Genomic DNA, 21,516 nt, shown 5'->3' with positions numbered 1-21,516 from the left:
GATAATGAAGTTTTCCATCTTACAGATTAATAATTATCACTATAGAATGTTTTTCTTGCTCATTTGCTTGCTGTACTCAAGTTGTGTAGAGGAGTTTGAAGTGGAAAGTGGGGATTCAGAAAATATTCTTGTAGTTAATACAACCATAACCAATGAGTTAAGAACCCAGGAGATTAAGCTTACTAGAACATATAGGTTTGAGGATAATGGTCCCTTGGCAGAACAAGGAGCGGTTGTCAAAGTCATAGAAGATGGAAATACAGAATTTCTTTTTGAAGAAGTGTTTCCTGGAATCTATAGGTCTGTTAATCCATTTGCCGCTGTTTCAAATAAAGATTATCAACTATCTATTGAGACTTCTGATGGAAAAATGTACGTTTCGGGAACAGAATCGTTACCAAGCACAACTTCTTCAATTGAAAGAGTGTATCCTGTGAGAATGTTTGGTGATAATGGAAAAGAAGGTGTAGGTATTTTGGTAGATAGTTTTGATCCCAGTGGAAACTCGGTGTATTATAGATATCGGTTTGAAGAAACTTATAAAATTGTAGCTCCATTTTGGGTTCCTGTAGATTTAACCACTTCATTAGAATTTGTTGATAGACCCCCAGGGCAGGATATATGTTTCAACAGTAGATCGTCTGACGATATTATCCTTACCAATACAAATACATTGTCTGAAGATCGAGTCACTGGTTTTTTACTTCATTTTATTGAAGGTGAAGATATTCGCGTTGCAGATCGATATAGTGTTTTGGTACGACAATTTGTTCAATCGAGAGCGGCTCATGGTTTTTATGAAACACTGGCCAATTTTTCTGAGTCTGAAAGTTTATTTTCTCAAGTGCAACCGGGATTTATAAGCGGGAATATATCATCGATTGATAATGATGAAGCAAGAGTTTTAGGTTTTTTTAATGTTGCATCGGTTATCGAAGAAAGAATCTTTTTTAATAGAGTGGATGTCATCAATGGTCTTCCTCGTTTTTCTCCTGGTTGCGAAAGAATAGCGCCAGTAATAGGAGAAGGAGAAAGCATAGAAGAATTTGAAGTACGTTTACAAGAGTTGATACGCACCGGAAGCGTAAGGTTTCTTGAAGAGCAACGAGGAGATACAGAAGATGAAGGAAGTTTAGTTTTTGTTCCAAGACCATGTGGAGATTGTACCGTTTTTGGAAGTAGTGCCGTACCTGAATTTTGGATAGATTAATGCGTAATAAATTGTTAGTTAAAGTTTTATATAGAATGATAGCCTTACAAACAAAATTTTTGCTATTCGCCTTTTTATTTATACACATCTTTGGATATTCGCAAAGGCAGTCAAAGCTTAAGACAGAAGGAGATGTAATAGGCTATAATTTGATGCCCGCAGAAAAACTATTTATACATTATAATAGTTCTTTGTTGTTTGCAGGAGAGTATCTTTATTATAAACTATATTGTGTAAATACAAATAACAAACAATTAAGCCGTTTAAGTAAATTGGCTTATGTTCGGTTGATTAATCAAGAAGGGATATCAGTATATGATCAAAAAATACTTTTAAATAAAGGCACCGGACAAGGAGATTTCTTTGTGCCCGTTTCAATTCCTTCAGGAAGTTATAAACTTATTGCGTATACACAATGGATGTTAAATAGGGGGGACTCTTACTTTTTTAAGGGAGATCTAAATATTGTAAACCCTTATCAATCCAACTCTGAAGAAATTACCGCCAGTAAAGATTCGAATAGTGTTTTGATCAATTCTATAAAGGGTATCGATGAATTGAAAGAAAAGGAAACCAAGGTAGCAAAGATATTAATATCTATTGATGATACCATTTATTCAAAAAGATCTCGGGTACAATTGAAAGTTGAGAATCGTTATAACGAAAGTATTCATTACTCGGTATCGGTAAGAAAAAAGAGTGGGTTTGCCAAAGCAATAAAATTGAGTGCTGAGGATTATTCTGGGCACTATCCTGAAGTCTCCGCGCCTCAGAAGGAATTAGGAGATTTTGTCTTCCTTCCCGAAATGAGAGGAGAGTTGATATACGGAAAGATTATACCCAAAAAATCGGGGATATCAGTATCAGATGTAAATATTGCTATTTCGGTTCCAGGAAGAACAAGCAATATAAATATTATTTCAACCAACAAAAACGGAGGCTTTATATTTACACAAGAAGCAGAATATAAAGAAGGAGGAATTCATCTCCAGGTACTGGGAGATAATAAGAACGACTATTCTTTACATATTGAAGATATTCCTGAAATAAACCTCGAAAATCTTGAATGGCACGAATTAAAACTCACCTCTGGATTAAAAGAAGAAATCTTAAATCGTAGTATTCATAATCAAATAGATAATAGCTTTTTTAATGTAAAGCCAGATACAATACCAGAGGCCTCAAGGGGCGCGTCTTTTTATGGAGAAGGAATTACAAATTATGATCTTGATGAATATACGAGGTTCCCAACTGTAAAAGAAAGTATAATTGAGATTGTTGATGGGGTGTGGATAAGGAAGACTAATAAAGGAAGTTTTGTGTTTGCAATACAAAGTAACTACCCCGGGCAAAAAGATGATAATCTTTTACCACTGGTTTTGGTCGATGGTTTAGTAATTCAGGATCACGAGGAGGTTATAAATTTTGATGCCAGAAACGTAAAGAGTATTGGCTTTATAAGAAATCAATATTATTTGGGATCCAAAACTTATGATGGGGTACTCGTGGTGAAGACAATAAATACCGACTTTCATAAAAATTCTAAAAATAGTAGTACTGCGGTTTCGAAACTTATACCTCCTTTAAGAGAAAAGAGATATTTTAAACAAACTTATGACAAGGAAAAAAAATATGATCGCCTTCCAGACTATAGGCATCAGTTGCTTTGGCAACCAAAGATAAAGACGAATAAAAATAGTGAGAAGATTATAGATTTTTTTACTTCGGATGTTGTTGGAGATTATGAAATATCTGTAGAAGGTTTTACAAATAATGGAACTCCTATTTCTATTAAGAAAAATTTTAAGGTTCGACAAGCACAAGCAACAGGAATAATGAGATAAATAGATAGGCAAAACTCTTCTAGAAATTGTAGGATATCATCACGCTTCTATTAAAGACATATCACCTGGAAAAAATAACACATAACAATGATTTATTCTTTTATTAACATTGTTTATAGTTTTTATTTTTCATTTTTGAGTTATCATTAAGTAGATTTAAAAGAACTTTGAGGGACAGTTCTTACACCAATTAAACTCAATTATAAGTTTTGACTATTGTTATTGTAGATAAATATCAAAGGTCTAGATGCTTATATAGAATACTACTGAAAATATGGGGAAAATTAATCAAAGTAGTGTAATGATTTTTTTATTGTTACCTATACTATTTTTTGGTCAAAGTAAACAAGAAAGAAGTTCCTATTACAATTGGTTTGACAAAGTAATAGGATCAGAACATACAGGTTTATTTAATGGTAAGCAGTATGTGAATCTTGATGTTAATCGAATATTTGAGGGAAAGCACGCATTCTATAAATCTGATGATGTCCTTCTTGGCTCTCTTCTCTATCAAGGTCAACATTATTTTAATGTCGAAATGAAATACAATCTTGAAACAGATATGGTGTTGGCAGCATTAAAATCTGGATCGACAGCATATATACTACAGTTAATTAGGGATAATATTGCAGAGTTTACGATAGACGGTAGCCGATTTGTAAGAATAGATGGTTTTATCGAAAACAACGACATGACTAATGGATTTCATGAAGTGCTTCTAGAGACTCCGCATTTTTCATTGCTAAAAAGACATAAGAAAATAAGAAAGAAAAAACTGGGAAATATAAACGGAAGTATAGTAAAATACGAATTTGTCAACGCAAATAAATATGTTCTCCTTTCTGAAAGGAACTATAAAAGAATTACTTCGAAAACCGATATCATAAAGATTTATCCAGGTCTGAAAAAAGAAATAAAGGATTTCTATGAGGATAATAAAAAATTAAGAAAGTCACAACCCGACAGATTTATGCAAAGATTATTTGAGAAAATTGTAGAACCTGCGATGTCAAAAAATGAGATATAAGGCTATGAAAAGATGTTTGATATTGATCCTTTTAATGTGTTCGCAATATTCTTGGACACAAGAACAAAGCCCACGAATTACAATCTCTTTTCAAGATTCTGATTTAAAATCGGTAATAAACCAAATCGAAGAGAAAACCAATTATCAATTTTATTTTATTAATTCATGGCTAGAAGGTTTTGATAATATATCTGGAAATTATAATGATGTTACTATTGAAAATCTTCTTAATGACATTTTTGGTGCTACAATTATCAATTTTTATATCATGGGTGAGGATAAAATTATTCTTACCCAAAATGCTATAATATATAATACGCTTCCAGACAAATTCTTTGGAGAGGAAAGGATTGACGAAAAATCGGATAACATAGCCGAAAGAAAAAAAGCCATAATTCCTATATTTTCTTCAACTAATAAATCACCCAAAAAGAAGAAAATAGAAACGATTAAAATAGGCAAGGCGCTACGAGGTAGTGTGAAAGAAAAATTCAGATTCTATGGTTATGTCAAAAATGGACAAACAGGAAAGCCATTACCTGATGCAGTTATTGTAGTTAATGGTAAAGATGTAGGAGCAGAAACAGATGCCAACGGATTCTTTGATACAGAACTTAAAGTTGGACCAAATATTGTCGAGATTAATGCTTTGGCGATGGAAGATTTTAAGAAAAGAATTGTGATATACAACGATGGAAGATTTGATGTCACATTAAATGAAAAAATAGAGCAATTAGAAGAGGTGATTTTACAATCAGAAACTAATAATAATGTAGATGAAGCCATAACAAAAACAGAAATTGATGTCGAAGAGTCCAAGAATATTCCACTTGCGTTAGGTGAACGAGATGTACTCAAGGTTGCAACAACATTACCGGGAATTACAACGGCAGGTGAAGGTGCTACGGGTTATAATGTTAGAGGAGGAAAATCTGATCAAAATCTTATCCTATTAGATGATGCCGTGGTTTATAATCCTCAACACTTTTTTGGTGTTTTCTCTGCGCTCAACCCATTTGCTCTTGGTGATGCTAATATTTATAAAAATAGTATTCCGGCAGAATATGGAGGAAGATTATCTTCGGTATTTGATTTAAAAACTAAAGACGCCAGTACAGAGAAATTCACGGGAGAGGCATCTATAGGACCTGTAACAGGTAATATTCTTATAGAAACCCCTGTGGTTAAGGATAAAGCAGGAATAATGATTGGGGGAAGAGGAGCATATGCCAATTGGATCTTGCAAAACCTGGATGAAGAATCACTTAAAAACAGTGAGGCTTCTTTTTATGATGTTATAGCAAAATACAATCATGAAATCACCGAAAATTCCAAGATTGAAGCAATGGCATATCTCAGTAGAGACGATTTTAGTATTACTTCCGATTCACTATTTGTTTATAATAATAGAGCATTGTCACTACGATGGAATTATAAGTTTAATGATAAGAATTCTGCAAAATTGTCATTGGCAAATAGCCAATATAAATTTGATATCGAGTTTGATGGACAAACCAACGATGATTTTGATTTAGGATATAGCATTGACGAAACCGAATTAAAATTTCAATTCAAGTATCTGTATAGCGATAAAATTAAGTTTGATTATGGAGTTTCTAGTAAGTTATACGTCGTAAATCCTGGTAGTATTGAACCAAAAGGGGAAGAGTCGATTATTGAACCACTAGAAATTGATGAAGAAAGAGGACTAGAATCGGCTGCCTTTTTAACCGCAGAAATTGACCTCACCAAAAGATTTACCTTAGATGCGGGTATTCGATATTCTGTATACAATGCATTGGGAGAGGGAACACAGAATGTATATCAAGAAGGTACCCCTAGGAGCGAAGGTACGATACAAGAAACATTGTTCTTCGATAAGAACGAAGTCATTGAAACTTATGGAGGACCAGAGTACAGAATTTCTGGAAGATACTTATTAACAGATAATTTTTCAGTAAAGGCTTCCTATAACAAAACATTTCAGTTTATTCATACGTTATCCAATAATACAACCGTATCGCCAATTGATGCCTGGAAACTTTCAGACCTTAATATAGAACCACAAAGCTCCCAGCAATATGCACTTGGGTTATATAAGAACTTTGATGAAGGTGCATATGAGTTAAGTTTAGAAGGGTTTTATAAAGAATCTGAAAACATTGTTGATTTTAAAACCGGAGCAGAAATTTTACTTAATGAGAATATTGAAACAGAGACCTTACAAGGTGACGGTAAAGCATATGGGGTAGAATTTTTACTTAAAAAACAAAAGGGGAAACTCTATGGTTGGCTTGGTTATACCTACTCCAGATCCTTCATTAGGCTTGATGGTGAATTTGAAGAAGAAAGAGTAAATGACGGAGATTTTTTTCCATCAAATTTTGATAAACCTCATGATTTTAGTTTGGTAGCAAATTATAGATTTACCAAGCGTTTTAGTTTGGCTACAAATTTTGTTTATCAAACCGGACGTCCCGTTACTTTTCCTGTAGGTAGTTTTTCGTTTAATGGATCTGACTTTACTGTTTTTAGTGACCGTAACAAATTTAGAATTCCAGATTTTTTTAGATTGGATCTAGGTTTTAATATTGAAGGGAATCATAAAAAAAATAAACTCGCACATAGTTTTTGGACAATATCGGTATATAATGTTTTGGGAAGAAATAATCCTTTTTCAGTGTTCTTTGTAACTGAAGATGGAGAAGTAAAAGCGTTACAAAGTTCTATTTTCTCGGTTCCGATACCTTCTATTACATATAATTTTAAATTCTAATGAGAATGCAATTCCTTAATCAAATATCGATATATAAGAAAACTAGAAGAGTATTAGCTCTTCTAATGATTAGTGTAATAGTTTCTCAATGTGTTGAGCCTTTTGACATAGAAACCGAGAATTTCGAAGATATTTTGGTAGTTAATGCTACCATAACCAATGAAGTTAAGCATCAGCAAATTTTGTTATCAAGAACATTTAGATTTGAAGATGATGGTCCACTTGCTGAACAAGGAGCTACAGTAAAAGTAATTGAAGGAGTGGGAACAGAATATCTTTTTGAGGAACTTACACCGGGAGTATACACCTCAATACAAGAGTTTGCCGCTACACCAGGAAATGAATATCAATTATCAATTGTTACTCAAAATAACAGATCTTATATTTCTAATAAAACTACGTTACCGCAAGAGACGTCTATTGATCGGGTATATGCCGAAAGAACAACGAATAATGATGGTACCGAAGGTGTCGAGGTGTTTGTAGATACATTTGATCCGACTGGTAACTCACTATATTATCGTTACGAATATGAAGAAACCTATAGAATCATAACACAAAACTGGAATAGTGATGATATAAATGGCCTAAGAAGTCCGTTAGGACCATTTCTCTTTTTTCTTACAGAAAGACCAGAGGGACAAAGAATCTGCTATAATACGGTTGTGTCTAATAATATAAATGTTAACAACACTACTACTTTAGGAGAAGATCGTCTTACACGATTTCCGGTAAGATTTTTAAGACCAGATGAGATCGCAATTGCAGATCGTTATTCGATACTGGTTAAACAATATGTGCAATCTAGAGAGGCCAATGAATTTTATGAAACGCTAAGTAGTTTTTCTGAATCTGAGAGCTTGTTCTCTCAAATACAACCTGGTTTTGTTGGGGGAAATATCGTTTCTGAGGTTAATCCTAGCGAGAAGATAATTGGTTTTTTTGATGTTTCATCAATAGCTACAGAACGTATTTTTTTTGATAGAGAAGATTTTGTTATTGATCTTCCAGGATTCTCGCCAGATTGCGATTTGTTTGCACCAGAACCCGCCTCGGGAGAATCTAGTGAAGATTTTCTAACACGAGTGATAGGAGTAATAAACTCTGGAGATTTCAAATTCTTTGATTTCCAAGAAGGAGCAGACATACAGCAAGGACTATATATTTTTGTGCCCAGAGAATGCGGAGATTGCACTGTATTTGGTAGGAGTGAAGCTCCCGATTTTTGGATAGACTAAGAGAAAAAATGAATAATAAATTTATAATGTAAAATTATCTCTGTGAAAATTAAACCACTGTTATATATTATATTTCTTTGTACTGCTGGTATCTATGCGCAAAGACAAGCTATTTTAAAAACACCAGAGGATATAGCTGGATATCAAAAAGTGCCTCAGGAAAAAATGTTTATTCATTATAATACAACATTATTATTTGCGGGAGAATATTTGTATTATCGTTTGTATTGCTTCAATGGCGAAAGTAACCTTTTGAGTGAAATTAGTAAAATTGCTTATGTTGAACTTATAGACGAAAAGAAAAAAGTTGTTTTTAAGCAAAAAGTTAAATTAGAAAATGGTTTGGGGCAGGGTGATTTCTTTATTCCTGTTTCTGTCCCCTCGGGAAATTATAAACTGATGGGGTATACGCAATGGATGCTAAATGCTCAAAAAGATAATTTCTTTCTTGGGGATATCAGTATACTTAATCCGTATCAAGGAGATCAAAAAGTTTTTCTTGTAGATAATGATTTAAATAATTCTCAACTAAATTCTATAAACTCTTCTGTCAATAAAAAGCAATCAAAGTCTACGATAAGTGCTCAAAAAAGTAACGGTAGGATCGAGTTGAGAATAGACAAACAGGTTTTTCAAAAGAGAAGCCCCGTAACTCTAACCCTTAATCAATCTGGATTTACTAGTGAGCCAGGAAACTATTCTATTTCCGTAAGGAAAAAGAATGCATTTAAGACGGCACAACCAGTTACTGCGGATAGTTTCTCCTCTTTATCAACTAAAAACTTTAAAAGTCAAGAAAAGTCAATTTCCTCTTCATTTTTTTTACCTGAAATGCGCGGAGAATTAATTTATGGGAAGCTTGTACCAAAAGAGCCTGATTTTATGGTATCTTCTATAGATATAGCGGTATCAGTACCAGGAAAAATACATGATGTTAAAATTGCCTCTACCAACGAACAAGGAGTTTTTGTTTTTAATTTGGATAAAACTTATAAAACTGATAATATAGTGCTTCAGGTATTAGGAGAAAGCAGAAATAACTATAAAATAGAACTTGATGAAGCGCCACAATTCAATTTTCCAGATTTTAATTTTTACCAGTTTAAAATAACACAAGAGTTTAAAGACGAAATAATTGAACGAAGTGTTTATAATCAAGTTGAGAATAATTTTTTTAGCGTAAAACCTGATACTATTCCCGAGGTTAAAGATGATGTCTCTTTTTATGGTACCGATCGTGTAGTGTATAATCTTGATGATTACACAAGATTCCCTACTGTAAAAGAGACTATTGTAGAAGTAGTAGATAATGTATGGATAGAAAAAAATGAATTGGGAGAAAGTCATTTTGCTGTAAGAGGGTATTACCCCACCCAATCCAATAATAATCTTTCGACTCTTCTTATTGTTGATGGAATCGTTGAACAAGAACATGAACAATGGATAGATTATGATGCTAGAAAGATTAAGAATATTAGTTTTGTAAGAGATAGATATTTTTTAGGAAGTAAGGTTTTTGAAGGTGTATTGGTTTTTGAGACTTTTGAAGGCAATTATGTCGAAAATTTACATAAAGACTATTTGCTAAATACGACACTTTCAAGACCTCAATCATATAAGAATTATTATACACAACAATATTCACCTTCTAATAATGTATACAATCGCATTCCGGATTTCAGAAATCAGTTATTATGGAAACCAAATGTTTTAATACATAATGAAACAGTCAATATACCGTTTTTTACTTCTGATGTGAATGGTGTTTATGAAATAGTTTTGGAGGGGTTCACAAATAATGGTATCCCCGTATCGGTTAAAAAGTACTTTGAAGTTAGATAAGAGAAGATTATACCCTTATTTGGATTCGAATACTATAGCAAGTAAAGTACTTATAGAATTTGTAGCTATTCTAGTAATATTATTTAATCCGCTATCCTTAAAAGAGTAAAATATACTCCAATCATCATCTTTTTTTGGATCGAATTTGAATATCTGGTCATCTTTTCCCATTAAAATTGTTCCGTTGATTAACCAACACATATCCTCGGCTTCAGGGATGGTGTTTATTATTTTTTTTGTGTCCCCTGATATAGGATCCAAAGATTTGATTTCCCAAGTTTCATTTTCTTTACTAATATAACTTATTAGGTTGGAATTAGGAATCTTGTGTAAAGATCGACCCACTTTTTTTTGAACCGTATAATTAGAACCATCTTTTAGATTAGATACTATTAGGGATAAAGCATCGTCTTCTAATACCGAAGAAATAATAACTTCTTGGTTGTACCAACAATGATAACCTACCTTTAAATTTTTTAAAAGCTCATGTGAATTGCCGTCATTATAATTATACTTGTAAAGCAACTGTTTTCCATCGTTATCCAGTCGTATCGCAGAAACATTTTTTTGATTGGGAATCTTGGTAGGAGAGTACTCACCTCCATTGGGAGTATCGCTAATCCAATTAACTTTTGCATCTCTTATATTATATGCAGCGATATCGGTTTGATTGTTTCTCGATGAAGAAAATAAAACAATATTGTCATTATAAAATGAAGGTTGATTATCATATCCTTTATTATTAGATATGTTTCTTTGATTTCTAAGATTGAATGTGTTATCTTTTGTTGTGAGATCAAACAAGTAAACTTCTGTATTGGTTTGCGAAAATGAAGAGAAAGAGATAAGTGAAATAAATACAATTAGGTTTCTCATTGTTTTTGTTTTCTAAAATACATGGATTCCTGTTTTTTTACTCTTAAGGATATGTTAAGAGAATTATTGAGTTTTATTTTCTAATAGAATATAGGCCTAAAATAGGGCCAATTCCCAAGAATAGATATAATAAAGTGGGATCTAATTTATCCAACAAAAAAGACAATAATTGAATACTTATAATAGTTATAGCAAAACCAATACTATTAGTGATAGTGAGGGCGGTTCCTCTTAATTCTGGCGGTGAAGTTGAAGCTACCATAGTAGAAAACTGAGGAGAATCTGATATGACCACCATTCCCCAAATGCATAATACAACAATAAACCATTGCGGAGGAAATTTAAATAGTAGAGGAGAGGTAATGCATAAAATTGCAGATATTAAGAGAGAATTATATGCTACTTTTCTGCTTCCCGTTCTTAATGAAATTAACCCGCCTAAAATGCATGATATGGTTCCAATACCTATAACTACAAAAGACCAGAATGAAACCTGTAGCTCAATTCTATGTATATCGGCATATGTTTTAAGAATAATGGGTACAAACCCCCAGAAGGCATAAAGTTCCCACATATGTCCAAAATACCCAAAAGCTGCTTTTCTAAAGTTTGGAATACTGAAAAGTTGGGTGATTACACCTAGTTGTAATTTTGATACAGGTCTTCGATAGGGACCATCATTTACTAACCACCACATGCTTAACCCACCAATAATAGCAAGGATAGAAGTGCTAATAATTACAGCTTTATAATCTCGACTCCAGGAAAACTCATTAATAAAGTGTGGAAATGCTGTTCCTAAAACCAAGGCTCCAACAAGGTATCCCAAGGCTCTGCCTAACCCACCTTTGTAATAATCTGACGCTATTTTCATTCCAACAGGATAAATACCTGCAAGAAAAAAACCAGTACCAAAACGTGCGGTTAATAAATTAAAAACTGTGATATTTGGAACAAGTAACAATAAGTTGCATATACTGCCTAAAAAGGCACAAATCATAAAGATGCGAGATGGAGAAAATCGATCTGCCAAAGTTAATAGAGCAAAAGTGAGCGTCCCAACAATAAATCCAAATTGTACAAAAGATAATAGATAACCAAGAATATTAAATTCTACATTGAATTGTACTGCCAGGTCATCTATCACGGCATTACCCGCAAACCAAAGAGAGGTGCAAAAAAATTGCGAAATGATAATGACTGGAAGTATGTAAAATTTTGGCTTCAGAGTGCTGGAAGAATTATATAGCTAATATAAAGGTTTTATTCTTTAAGTACTATCGTTCCAAAAACATCTGCATTAATCCAGCCTAGGTTTTTATCTTCACCGGGAATAAAAACAGAACCGATAAAATTCTCTCGTTCTTGACTGCCGTCATTGTCATTATAAGCCAGCGCAAAGCCAAGTTTTTGATTTTCGGTAAGTATTAGAGGATCGTTTACTATTCCTTCTTTATAAGTCTCATCATAAATAATAATTTCAAATTCCCAAATAGAAACATCACCTTTGGTAACTCTTTTTGTTGTAACATGATTGTTGTATAGCAGGGGTTTTTTGTCTGCCCCCAAATCAACAACATTACCATCCAAGGCGACATGATAGGCAAATGCATTGTTAGAGTATTGATGACCACCTCCCGAGTTATCAGCATCTATAAATATCTCAACGCAATCATCGTCCCACCACAATTTTAAGGGATCCTTGTTTTGATCATACAATAAATCATCTTTTATTTCAACTAACAGATATAGTGCTTCAGGAGTCCAGACCAATTTATACCTTCCAAAAAAATCGGTAAAGGTATATGGTTCTCCTAACCATCGTTGATCTAAACCATACCATATAGCTTCCTTCCAGGCAGGATCATCCATTTCTCCATCTAATTTGGGTACAATAACCGCTCTTTTTACTTCTCTAATCTGATGATCGGTTTTACTACTTTTTTGAGAAGTTGCAGATTTACCTGTTGATAAATCATTACTCGTTAAAGGAGTGGTTGCTAATAGAAAAAGCAGAAGTACCGAAACAATGGAAATATTCATAAGAGTCGAGTTCAGGTTCAATTTACAATAAAGGTAGTAAACAAAATTTAAAAAGCGGTTGCTACTTGTAAATAGTAACAACCGCTAGCCCTTCAAACAGCGTCAATACTGAAAGTGAAAATAAAGGGTGGGGTAAAGACTTACTGTCTAATGAATAACTTTTAGTTGGTCTATAGTTCTTCCATTAAGTTTAATAGTGTAAAAATACATTCCTTGTTGATCTATTTGTCGGTTACCAAGATCAATAGTTTGATTTCCGGAAATTGTATTTTGATTGAAAATAGTTCTTGTTTGACCAAGAATATTAGAGATGGTAACTTGTAACAAACCTTCTTCAGTCGTAGAGACATATAATTTACTTCTTGAATTTATTGGATTCGGAGAAATAACGGCTTTGTTACTAATGGTAATTAGTTTGTCTGTATTGGTCGTAACATTGAATGCATTTCTGGCAGGACAACCAGTAGTACAATTGTTTGACCAAGTACCGGTTCTTTTTCCATTACTAGTTCCTGTAACCCTAAACCAACCATCGGTTCCTCTGGTCAAATCCACAGTTTGTTGCCCATTACCATTGTTAAAAACAACACCGACATCATTTGATGAAACGCCGTTTGGTAAGGTGAATGTACTGCTGAACCATGAAGTCCCACTAAGATTGGACATTAATTGACCAGGCCACCCCGAGGTTCCTGCTAAGGTTTGGTTGGTTGCTTTATTGTATAAATATATGTTTGTATTGTTACCCCAACCCCCAGGTCTTTGAAAGTTAAGAGTTACATCGTTAGAAGTTGGAGTTCCTGTACATTCAGAAGGACAAGTGCTTGACCATGTACCATTGTCATACCAGCCATCTGCACTTCTTGATAAATTTCCTGTTTGATTGTTTCCATCATTAAATATTACTCTAATATTTGCAGCAGAAACACCAGATTGTGGGGTTACAGTATATGAATACCAAGACGTTCCAGAAATATTAGTCATTTGTTGTCCGGGCCAACCCGAGGTTCCCGGTAACGTAGCATTTGCTGAAGCATCAAAGAAATATGCATTTACACTATTACCCCAACCATTTGGTTTTTTGAAGTTAACCGTAAAAGGAGGTACAGTTTCTCCACCACCAGTATTGCTTCCGCCCTGAGTCCATACTGCATAATCATTGCCTGAAGTTCTTAGCGTCCAACCACTACCATTGGGAGACCAGTTTCCACTACCTAATTTCATAGCAATTGTTCCCGATCTACCATCAATATAGGCGGCATATAAATCATTTCTTGCTTCTACTATATTAATAGTTGATCCTGCAAAAACACGTACGCTTTTTCGAATTGCAATAAGGTCTTTAATTGCGTTCTGTACTCCAGATCCGGTATTAAAAAAGTGTGTCCAAAACACCATAGGGTTTCCAGGATGCGTTAAGATATAAGCATATCCCTTTCTAAGATTTGTCTCTCCTCCTGGAAAAACATAACCTGATCCGCAACACTGTTGTGCTTCACCTGTATCATGATTATCAAGAAAGGTAACAGATTTTGTAGGGTTGATACCAATCATGCCAGAAGGATTTCCAGAAAAATCTCTTAAGTAGGATAAGTTATTGTCACGCAAAGCATTTTGCAGGCTTACCTTTGTGTTAAAATCGAATGCAGAAGAAGAACCTTGGGTCCAATTTACAAAGTTATTTGTTTGTACTCGACTACTTTCTAATAATTCTCCTACAGCAAAATAAGGATTTGTAGCATCATTGTATTCTTTGTTATATATTGGGTTGTATCCATGAACAAAGTCATATCTCCATCCGTCAAACCCAAGATCATTTTTCAAGAAGTTCATCCATCTAATAATTTCTTGACGTACTTCTGGGTTTTCGTGATCCAAATCTCTAGCGGCCGCAAACCCACCATTAGATCCGTCAGATTTCAGGGCTGTGCCTGGAAAAAAATCATTGTTAATGCTAAAATCAACGGGGAAATTAACAAAATTTCTTCCTTCATCATCCGCGGTTATATAATAAGTGGGCCAGGCAGGGTTTGTAAAAGTAACAGCATCGTTAGAACCAACCCTGTGATTAATAACAATATCACTTATCACTTTTATATCAAGAGCATGATATTGATTTATTAAATTGCGTAATTGTGTTTCAGTACCATAGGCACTGTCAAAGTTATAAAGTTCTCGAGGTAAATATCCTTGGGGAGCAGCAGAATTACTCGGTGGCGGCATCCAGATGAGATCTATACCGGCATCATTAATTGCATTTCTGTTTTGTGATACCACATTATACCAGGTTTGACCGGCGGGTTGGTTTTGGACGTTCCAATCAAAAGCCTGGAACAAAACATCTTCATCCTGTGCTCGAGTTCCTGTAAAAGGCAGCAACATAAGAAGTGTTACTAAAATTGAAATAAAAGGTTTTCGTTTCATTTTGTAGTTTTTAAGTTTAGTTAAAGCATAAGCATAGGTAGCTCATTTTCGATTTGTATAGCTCTGTAAAAAGAAATTACAAAGAGATGGTTTGATCAAATCTTAAGGAGTGGTTGCTTTTCGGGTATATGCTTTGGTCAAGCTATATTCATGAAAAATGAATATAAATATTTGATTGTAAAGTTGTAAAAGAGAATTTAGTAATTGATAAAATTACAGGTTGGGTCGTTTATGTACTAATTACAACTTAAACATAACATGAAATTTCCTGAAGATAAATTTTTCAAATTTCAATTCGTAAGAATTATTTCACGAAAAATGGACTTGTTTTTGTTTATTGTTGAAGTAGCTCAAATAATTTTCGTGTTTTCGTAGAAAAGTAAATAGATTTCATAATTAGTAATTTTTTGTTTGTTAAAGTGTCTCTTGTGTTAAATTTTTACTAAGTTATTACGAAATAATCAATTTGCCGATGTGATTTTATTACTACAACGTTTTCGTGTTGATAAATTTTTGTTTTTGCTCTTAAAATTGATGAGATGTGTTTATAAAGTGCTGCAAATGAGTTTTGTGCAAATGGTAGAAGGGAGGTTTGAAAATAAAAAAACCGCTTTTACCCAATTAAAAAGCGGTTTTTTAAATCAAAATTAAACAACTCCCTAGTTTAATGCCATCGGGAGGGCAAATGTCTTATCCAATAAAATATCCGTTTTCTTCAGCTATTTTATTAGCAATTTTGGTTCTTAATGCAACCACATTAGGCTGATTAGCATACTTTGTGAAACGTTTTAGTCCCATAAGCATCATTCTTTGCTCATCACCTTCAGCAAAAGAAACGATTCCTTCTTTTCCTTTTTTGATGATGATGTCAACTGCATTGTATAGATATAACTGACTCATTGCAATTTGAGTTTCTTGAGCGGCCTCTCCAAAACGTTTTACGTTTTTCTCGGTACGAAGAATTGCAGACTCAGCCATATAAATTTCAATTAAAATATCTGAAGCTGCCATTAATAATTGCTGGTGCTCTTCTAATTTAGGACCATACTTTTGAACGGCAGACCCTGCAACCATTAAGAATACTTTCTTAAGCTTTGCAATAATTTCTTTTTCTTCAGAGAATAAAACTGAATAATCTGGAGTATCAAAAGATGGAATACCTGTTAATTCGTCTGCTACTTTCATTGCAGGGCCAAGAAGATCAACGTGTCCTTTCATTGCTTTTTTCACCAACATACCTACTGCCAACATACGGTTGATCTCGTTGGTACCTTCATAAATTCTAGAAATACGAGCGTCTCTCCATGCAGACTCCATTGGTGTATCTGCAGAGAATCCCATCCCTCCAAAAATTTGTATTCCTTCGTCTGTAGTATTTTGAACATCTTCAGAAACAGCTACCTTAAGTATAGAACACTCGATTGCGTATTCTTCAACACCTTTAAGCTCTGCTTCTTGGTGTGTATTTCCTTCTGCTTGACGGATAGCAATTCTATCTTCAATATTTTTTGCAGCTCTGTACGATGCAGATTCACCAGCATAGGTAGAAGTCGCCATTTCTGCAATTTTACCTTTGATTGCACCAAAGTTCATAATTGGTGTCTTAAACTGGATACGCTCATTGGCGTACTTTGTAGCTTCGTTGATTACTCTACGTTGTGCATCAAGACAAGCAGCAGCCAATTTAATACGTCCTACGTTAAGTGCATTCATCGCAATTTTGAAACCATCACCTCTTCCTGCAAGCATATTTTCTACAGGTACCTTACAATCACTAAAGAATACCTGACGCGTAGAAGAAGAGTGGATACCCAATTTGTGTTCTTCTTCACCTAATGTAATTCCGTTTGGATTTTCTGGATCATACTCAACGATAAATCCTGTGATATTTTTATCATCTTCGATACGCGCAAATACAATCATTACGTTACAGAAACCAGCATTAGAGATCCACATTTTTTGCCCAGAGATCATGTAATGTTTTCCATCATCAGAAAGAATAGCTTTGGTTTTTCCTGAATTTGCATCGGATCCGGCACCAGGTTCAGTCAAACAATACGAACCAAACCACTCACCGGTAGCCAATTTTGAAACGTATTTTTTCTTTTGTTCTTCGGTACCGTATAAAGTGATTGGCATAGTACCAATACCAGTATGTGCTCCAAAAGCAGTAGCGATAGAACCAGTTGCACCAGAGATATAATCACATGTTAACATAGTAGAAACGAATCCCATTCCTAGACCCTCATAATCTTCAGGAACTGAAACTCCTAAAAACCCAAGTTCTCCTGCCTTACGCATTATTTCTTCAGTTAATGCATAATCTTTCTTTTCGAATCTCTCTTTATTTGGCCATACTTCACGGTCAACAAATTCTCTAACCGAGTCTCTCATCATTTGTTGCTCCTCAGAAAAATCTTCTGGAGTAAATACATCGTCACAATTGGTTTCTTTTACAAGGAATTGTCCTCCCCTAAGAATATCTTTGTTTATAGTTTCTGTACTCATCTTATTTCGTGTTATTTTCTTTTTACTTTTCTTAATTTAAAAATTCAAAAATACCGGCAGCTCCTTGACCTGTTCCTACACACATAGTAACCATACCGTACTTTCCTTTCATATCTCGTTTACGCATTTCGTCAAATAATTGCACCGAAAGTTTTGCTCCAGTACATCCTAGTGGGTGACCTAATGCAATTGCACCTCCATTAACATTAATAATGTCTGGGTTCAATCCAAGTTCTCTAATTACCGCCAAAGATTGAGAAGCAAAAGCTTCGTTAAGCTCAATAAGTTCAACATCATCTTGTTTTAATCCGGCTTGCTTTAGCGCTTTTGGAATGGCTTTTACGGGTCCGATACCCATAATTCTTGGTTCAACACCAGCTGCTGCGTAGTTTACCAATCTTGCGATAGGCTCAAGATTTAGTTCTTTCACCATATCTTCGCTCATTACCATTACAAATGCAGCGCCATCACTAGTTTGAGAAGAATTTCCTGCGGTTACACTTCCTCCTGCGGCAAAAACAGGTCTTAGTTTGGCTAATACTTCCACACTAGTTCCTGCACGAGGTCCTTCATCTTTGGTAACGGTATAAGATTTGGTAGCTTTCTTTCCATTTGCATCCAAATAAGTTTGCTCTACTTCAATAGGAACGATTTGATCTTGAAAACGATTTTCTGCCTGCGCTTTTAATGCTTTCATATGAGAATTGTATGCAAACTCATCTTGATCCTCGCGTGACACTTTGAACTGATTGGCAACGGCTTCAGCAGTATTACCCATTCCCCAGTAATAATCTTCATGACCTGACTTTGCTAAATCATAGTTCAACTCTGTTTTAAAACCTGTCATTGGCACAGAACTCATGCTTTCTGCACCACCGGCAATAATACAATCTGCCATTCCTGCTTGAATTTTTGCAGTAGCGATTCCTATTGTTTCTATACCAGAAGAACAGAATCTGTTCACAGTCACCCCAGGAACATCAATAGAGTTAAGTCCCATAAGAGAGATAAGGCGTGCCATATTTAAACCTTGAGACCCTTCTGGCATTGCATTACCTACAATCACATCATCGATACGATCTTTATCCAATTGAGGCAACTCTTTCATCATGTGCTGAATAGTTTCAGCAGCCAATTCGTCTGTTCTTTTGAATCTGAACACTCCACGAGGTGCTTTACCTACGGCTGTTCTATATGCTTTTACTATATATGCTGTTTTCATTTTTATTAAATAGATTTTTAGATTATTTGATTTTTAGATTAGTTGGACTTCTAAATACTCTGGCAATCCAACAATCCAGAAATCTAATTACGTAATGGTTTCCCTTTTTTCAACATGTGTTCGATACGTTCAAGGGTTTTACGTTCTGTACAAAGAGATAAGAAAGCTTCTCTTTCTAGATCTAATAAATATTGCTCTGTCACCATTGTTGGTTCAGATAGATCTCCACCGGCCATAACGTATCCTAGTTTATTGGCAATCTTATGATCATGCTCTGAGATGTATTTACTAGCTTCCATCGAATCTGTTCCTACCAAGAACATACCTAAAGCTTGTTTACCTAGTACTTTAATATCCTTACGACGAACTGGTTGCGTATATCCTTGTTCTGCCATTAATTTTGCATACGCTTTTGCGGTAGCAATCTGACGATCTTTATTGACAACTACGATGTCTTTTCCTTTCTGAAGTAGGTTAGTATCATACGCTTCATATGCAGAAGTAGATACTTTTGCCATACCGATAGTTAAGAAATGCTCCTGAAGAACATTAAGCTCTACATCACCTTTTTTGAATAGATCTGAAGCTCTTAAGGCCATTTCTTTTGATCCACCACCACCCGGGATAACACCTACACCAAACTCTACAAGTCCCATGTATGTTTCTGCTGCAGCAACAACTTTATCCGCATGAAGTGAGATTTCACATCCACCTCCTAGTGTCATTCCGTGTGGAGCAACAACTGTTGGGATAGAAGAGTAACGCATACGCATCATTGAATCTTGGAAGTATTTGATAGCCATGTTAAGCTCATCGTATTCTTGCTCTACAGCCATCATGAAGATCATTCCTATATTGGCACCTACGGAGAAATTTGCAGCTTGGTTACCAACAACCAATCCTTGGAAATCTTTTTCCGCAATATCAATAGCTCTGTTCAGTCCTGCCAATACATCTCCACCAATAGTATTCATTTTGCTTTGGAATTCTACATTTAAGATTCCGTCTCCAAGATCTTCTACAACAACACCGCTATTTTTAAATACCTGGGAAGATTCACGAATATTATCAAGAATAATAAAGGCATCTTGCCCTGGTACTTTTACTTGTTCTTTCTTTGGGATATCGTAATAGTAAGTTGCTCCGTCTTTTACAGTATAGAATGAAGTACTACCAGAAGCGATCATATTATTAACCCAAGCTGCTGGTTCATACCCTTCAGCTTTCATCATTTCGATACCTTTTTCTACACCTACAGCATCCCAAATTTGGAATGGTCCGTGTTCCCAACCAAATCCTGCTTTCATAGCATCGTCGATCTTATAAAGATCATCTGTGATTTCAGGAATACGGTTTGAAACGTAGGCAAAAAGAGCAGAAAGATTCTTACGATAAAATTCTCCAGCTTTATCTTTTCCAGAAACTAGTACCTTAAAACGATCGATTACCTTATCAATAGTTTTGGTCATTTCAAGAGTAGGGAAGGAGGCTCTTTTTTTATCTCTATAATCTAATGTATCAAGGTCTAAAGAAAGGATTTCCCTTTTACCTTCTGCAGTTACATTCTTTTTGTAAAAACCTTGTTTTGTTTTGCTTCCTAACCACTTGTTTTCCATCATTGTATTGATGAAATCTGGAAGTTTAAACAATTCGTGACGTTCGTCATCAGGGCAATTTTCTGCAATACCATTGGCAACATGCACCAAGGTATCTAATCCTACCACGTCTACCGTTCTAAAGGTAGCAGACTTAGGACGTCCGATCACAGGACCCGTTAATTTATCAACTTCTTCAATAGTTAATCCCATATCTTTAACCATATGGAACAAGCTCATAATACTAAAGATTCCGATTCGGTTTCCGATAAAGGCCGGAGTATCTTTTGCTACTACTGAAGTTTTTCCTAAGAATTGCTCACCATATCCATTTAAGAAGTCTAATACTTCTTTGGAAGTTTGAGGTCCAGGAATAATTTCAAATAACTTTAAGTAACGAGCCGGATTAAAGAAGTGCGTTCCACAGAAATGTTTCTGGAAGTCTTCGCTTCTTCCTTCACTCATAAATTTAATAGGAATACCTGAAGTGTTTGAAGTAATTAATGTTCCTGGAGTTCTATATTTTTCTAAGTTTTCAAAAACCTGTTTCTTAATGTCAAGTCTTTCTACAACCACCTCGATAATCCAATCTACATCTGCAACTTTTGCGATATCATCTTCAAGGTTACCTGTAGTGATTCTGCTTGCAAATTTTTGGTGGTAAATAGGAGAGGGTTTAGATTTAAGAGCGGTGGTTAGAGAATCATTAACCAAGCGATTACGTACTACTTTGTCTTCAAGAGTAAGCCCTTTGGCTTTTTCTTTGTCGTTTAGTTCACGGGGAACGATATCTAATAATAGCACTTCTACACCAATATTTGCGAAGTGACATGCAATACCGGATCCCATGATTCCTGACCCGACGACTGCAATTTTTTTAATGGTTCTTTTCATTTTTAAACTTAAAGTTG

The 21,516-nt window shown here is 34.8% G+C and carries 13 protein-coding genes; 6 read left to right on the top strand and 7 right to left on the bottom strand.

The window, feature by feature from the left end:
* Window positions 1–4: 4 nt before the first annotated feature.
* The 6 genes from U6A24_RS11730 to U6A24_RS11705 all read left to right on the top strand — a co-directional run bounded on the left by U6A24_RS11730 (window position 5) and on the right by U6A24_RS11705 (window position 9,937).
* Entirely contained in the window at window positions 5–1,210 is a 1,206-nt protein-coding gene (locus U6A24_RS11730) for a DUF4249 domain-containing protein (RefSeq protein ID WP_324180160.1), read from the top strand.
* Window positions 1,211–1,245: 35 nt separating this feature from the next.
* Window positions 1,246–3,054 (top strand): hypothetical protein, encoded by a 1,809-nt coding sequence (locus U6A24_RS11725; protein ID WP_324180159.1) that lies wholly within the window; start codon window positions 1,246–1,248, stop codon window positions 3,052–3,054.
* A gap of 274 nt (window positions 3,055–3,328) precedes the next feature.
* Window positions 3,329–4,081, top strand: coding sequence for a hypothetical protein (locus tag U6A24_RS11720; RefSeq protein WP_324180158.1), 753 nt, complete (start codon window positions 3,329–3,331; stop codon window positions 4,079–4,081).
* Complete coding sequence (locus tag U6A24_RS11715; RefSeq protein WP_324180157.1) at window positions 4,071–6,857, top strand: TonB-dependent receptor; 2,787 nt, start codon at window positions 4,071–4,073, stop codon at window positions 6,855–6,857. Before U6A24_RS11720 ends, U6A24_RS11715 begins: the two co-directional genes overlap by 11 nt.
* Before the next feature lie 5 nt (window positions 6,858–6,862).
* A complete protein-coding gene (locus U6A24_RS11710) occupies window positions 6,863–8,095 on the top strand; it encodes a DUF4249 domain-containing protein (protein ID WP_324180156.1) in 1,233 nt (410 codons plus the stop codon).
* 42 nt (window positions 8,096–8,137) lie between these two features.
* On the top strand, window positions 8,138–9,937 hold the full coding sequence (locus U6A24_RS11705; protein ID WP_324180155.1) for a hypothetical protein: 1,800 nt from the start codon (window positions 8,138–8,140) through the stop codon (window positions 9,935–9,937).
* A gap of 15 nt (window positions 9,938–9,952) precedes the next feature.
* Here U6A24_RS11705 and U6A24_RS11700 read toward each other — a convergent pair whose 3' ends face one another.
* From U6A24_RS11700 to U6A24_RS11670, 7 genes are all read right to left on the bottom strand, one after another.
* Window positions 9,953–10,813, bottom strand: a complete 861-nt coding sequence (locus U6A24_RS11700) for a TolB-like translocation protein (RefSeq protein WP_324180154.1) — start codon at window positions 10,811–10,813, stop codon at window positions 9,953–9,955.
* A 73-nt stretch (window positions 10,814–10,886) separates the two neighbouring features.
* Window positions 10,887–12,005: an MFS transporter gene (locus U6A24_RS11695; RefSeq protein WP_407654037.1), complete on the bottom strand. Its 1,119-nt coding sequence runs from the start codon at window positions 12,003–12,005 to the stop codon at window positions 10,887–10,889.
* A gap of 71 nt (window positions 12,006–12,076) precedes the next feature.
* A complete protein-coding gene (locus U6A24_RS11690) occupies window positions 12,077–12,856 on the bottom strand; it encodes a sugar-binding protein (RefSeq protein WP_324180152.1) in 780 nt (259 codons plus the stop codon).
* Window positions 12,857–13,003: 147 nt separating this feature from the next.
* On the bottom strand, window positions 13,004–15,280 hold the full coding sequence (locus U6A24_RS11685) for a starch-binding protein (RefSeq protein WP_324180151.1): 2,277 nt from the start codon (window positions 15,278–15,280) through the stop codon (window positions 13,004–13,006).
* A gap of 690 nt (window positions 15,281–15,970) precedes the next feature.
* Window positions 15,971–17,788, bottom strand: a complete 1,818-nt coding sequence (locus U6A24_RS11680) for an acyl-CoA dehydrogenase family protein (RefSeq protein ID WP_324180150.1) — start codon at window positions 17,786–17,788, stop codon at window positions 15,971–15,973.
* 31 nt (window positions 17,789–17,819) lie between these two features.
* Window positions 17,820–19,010: an acetyl-CoA C-acyltransferase gene (locus U6A24_RS11675; RefSeq protein WP_324180149.1), complete on the bottom strand. Its 1,191-nt coding sequence runs from the start codon at window positions 19,008–19,010 to the stop codon at window positions 17,820–17,822.
* An 83-nt stretch (window positions 19,011–19,093) separates the two neighbouring features.
* The gene (locus U6A24_RS11670) at window positions 19,094–21,499 is read right to left on the bottom strand and encodes a 3-hydroxyacyl-CoA dehydrogenase/enoyl-CoA hydratase family protein (RefSeq protein WP_324180148.1); all 2,406 of its coding nucleotides are present in this window, start codon (window positions 21,497–21,499) and stop codon (window positions 19,094–19,096) included.
* Window positions 21,500–21,516: the final 17 nt, after the last annotated feature.

Origin of the sequence: Aquimarina gracilis (genome assembly GCF_035285365.1) — a bacterium.
Lineage (GTDB): Bacteria > Bacteroidota > Bacteroidia > Flavobacteriales > Flavobacteriaceae > Aquimarina > Aquimarina gracilis.
Note: the sequence above shows the minus strand (reverse complement) of the source record. Positions and strands in the feature narration are given on the sequence as shown.

Bases quoted from the DNA above. Each gene is read 5' to 3' on its own strand.
- U6A24_RS11690 (WP_324180152.1), bottom strand. From the start codon at position 12,856: ATGAATATTTCCATTGTTTCGGTACTTCTGCTTTTTCTATTAGCAACC.
- U6A24_RS11725 (WP_324180159.1), top strand. From the start codon at position 1,246: ATGATAGCCTTACAAACAAAATTTTTGCTATTCGCCTTTTTATTTATA.
- U6A24_RS11670 (WP_324180148.1), bottom strand. From the start codon at position 21,499: ATGAAAAGAACCATTAAAAAAATTGCAGTCGTCGGGTCAGGAATCATG.
- U6A24_RS11710 (WP_324180156.1), top strand. From the start codon at position 6,863: ATGCAATTCCTTAATCAAATATCGATATATAAGAAAACTAGAAGAGTA.
- U6A24_RS11680 (WP_324180150.1), bottom strand. From the start codon at position 17,788: ATGAGTACAGAAACTATAAACAAAGATATTCTTAGGGGAGGACAATTC.
- U6A24_RS11675 (WP_324180149.1), bottom strand. From the start codon at position 19,010: ATGAAAACAGCATATATAGTAAAAGCATATAGAACAGCCGTAGGTAAA.
- U6A24_RS11715 (WP_324180157.1), top strand. From the start codon at position 4,071: ATGAGATATAAGGCTATGAAAAGATGTTTGATATTGATCCTTTTAATG.
- U6A24_RS11700 (WP_324180154.1), bottom strand. From the start codon at position 10,813: ATGAGAAACCTAATTGTATTTATTTCACTTATCTCTTTCTCTTCATTT.
- U6A24_RS11730 (WP_324180160.1), top strand. From the start codon at position 5: ATGAAGTTTTCCATCTTACAGATTAATAATTATCACTATAGAATGTTT.
- U6A24_RS11685 (WP_324180151.1), bottom strand. From the start codon at position 15,280: ATGAAACGAAAACCTTTTATTTCAATTTTAGTAACACTTCTTATGTTG.
- U6A24_RS11720 (WP_324180158.1), top strand. From the start codon at position 3,329: ATGGGGAAAATTAATCAAAGTAGTGTAATGATTTTTTTATTGTTACCT.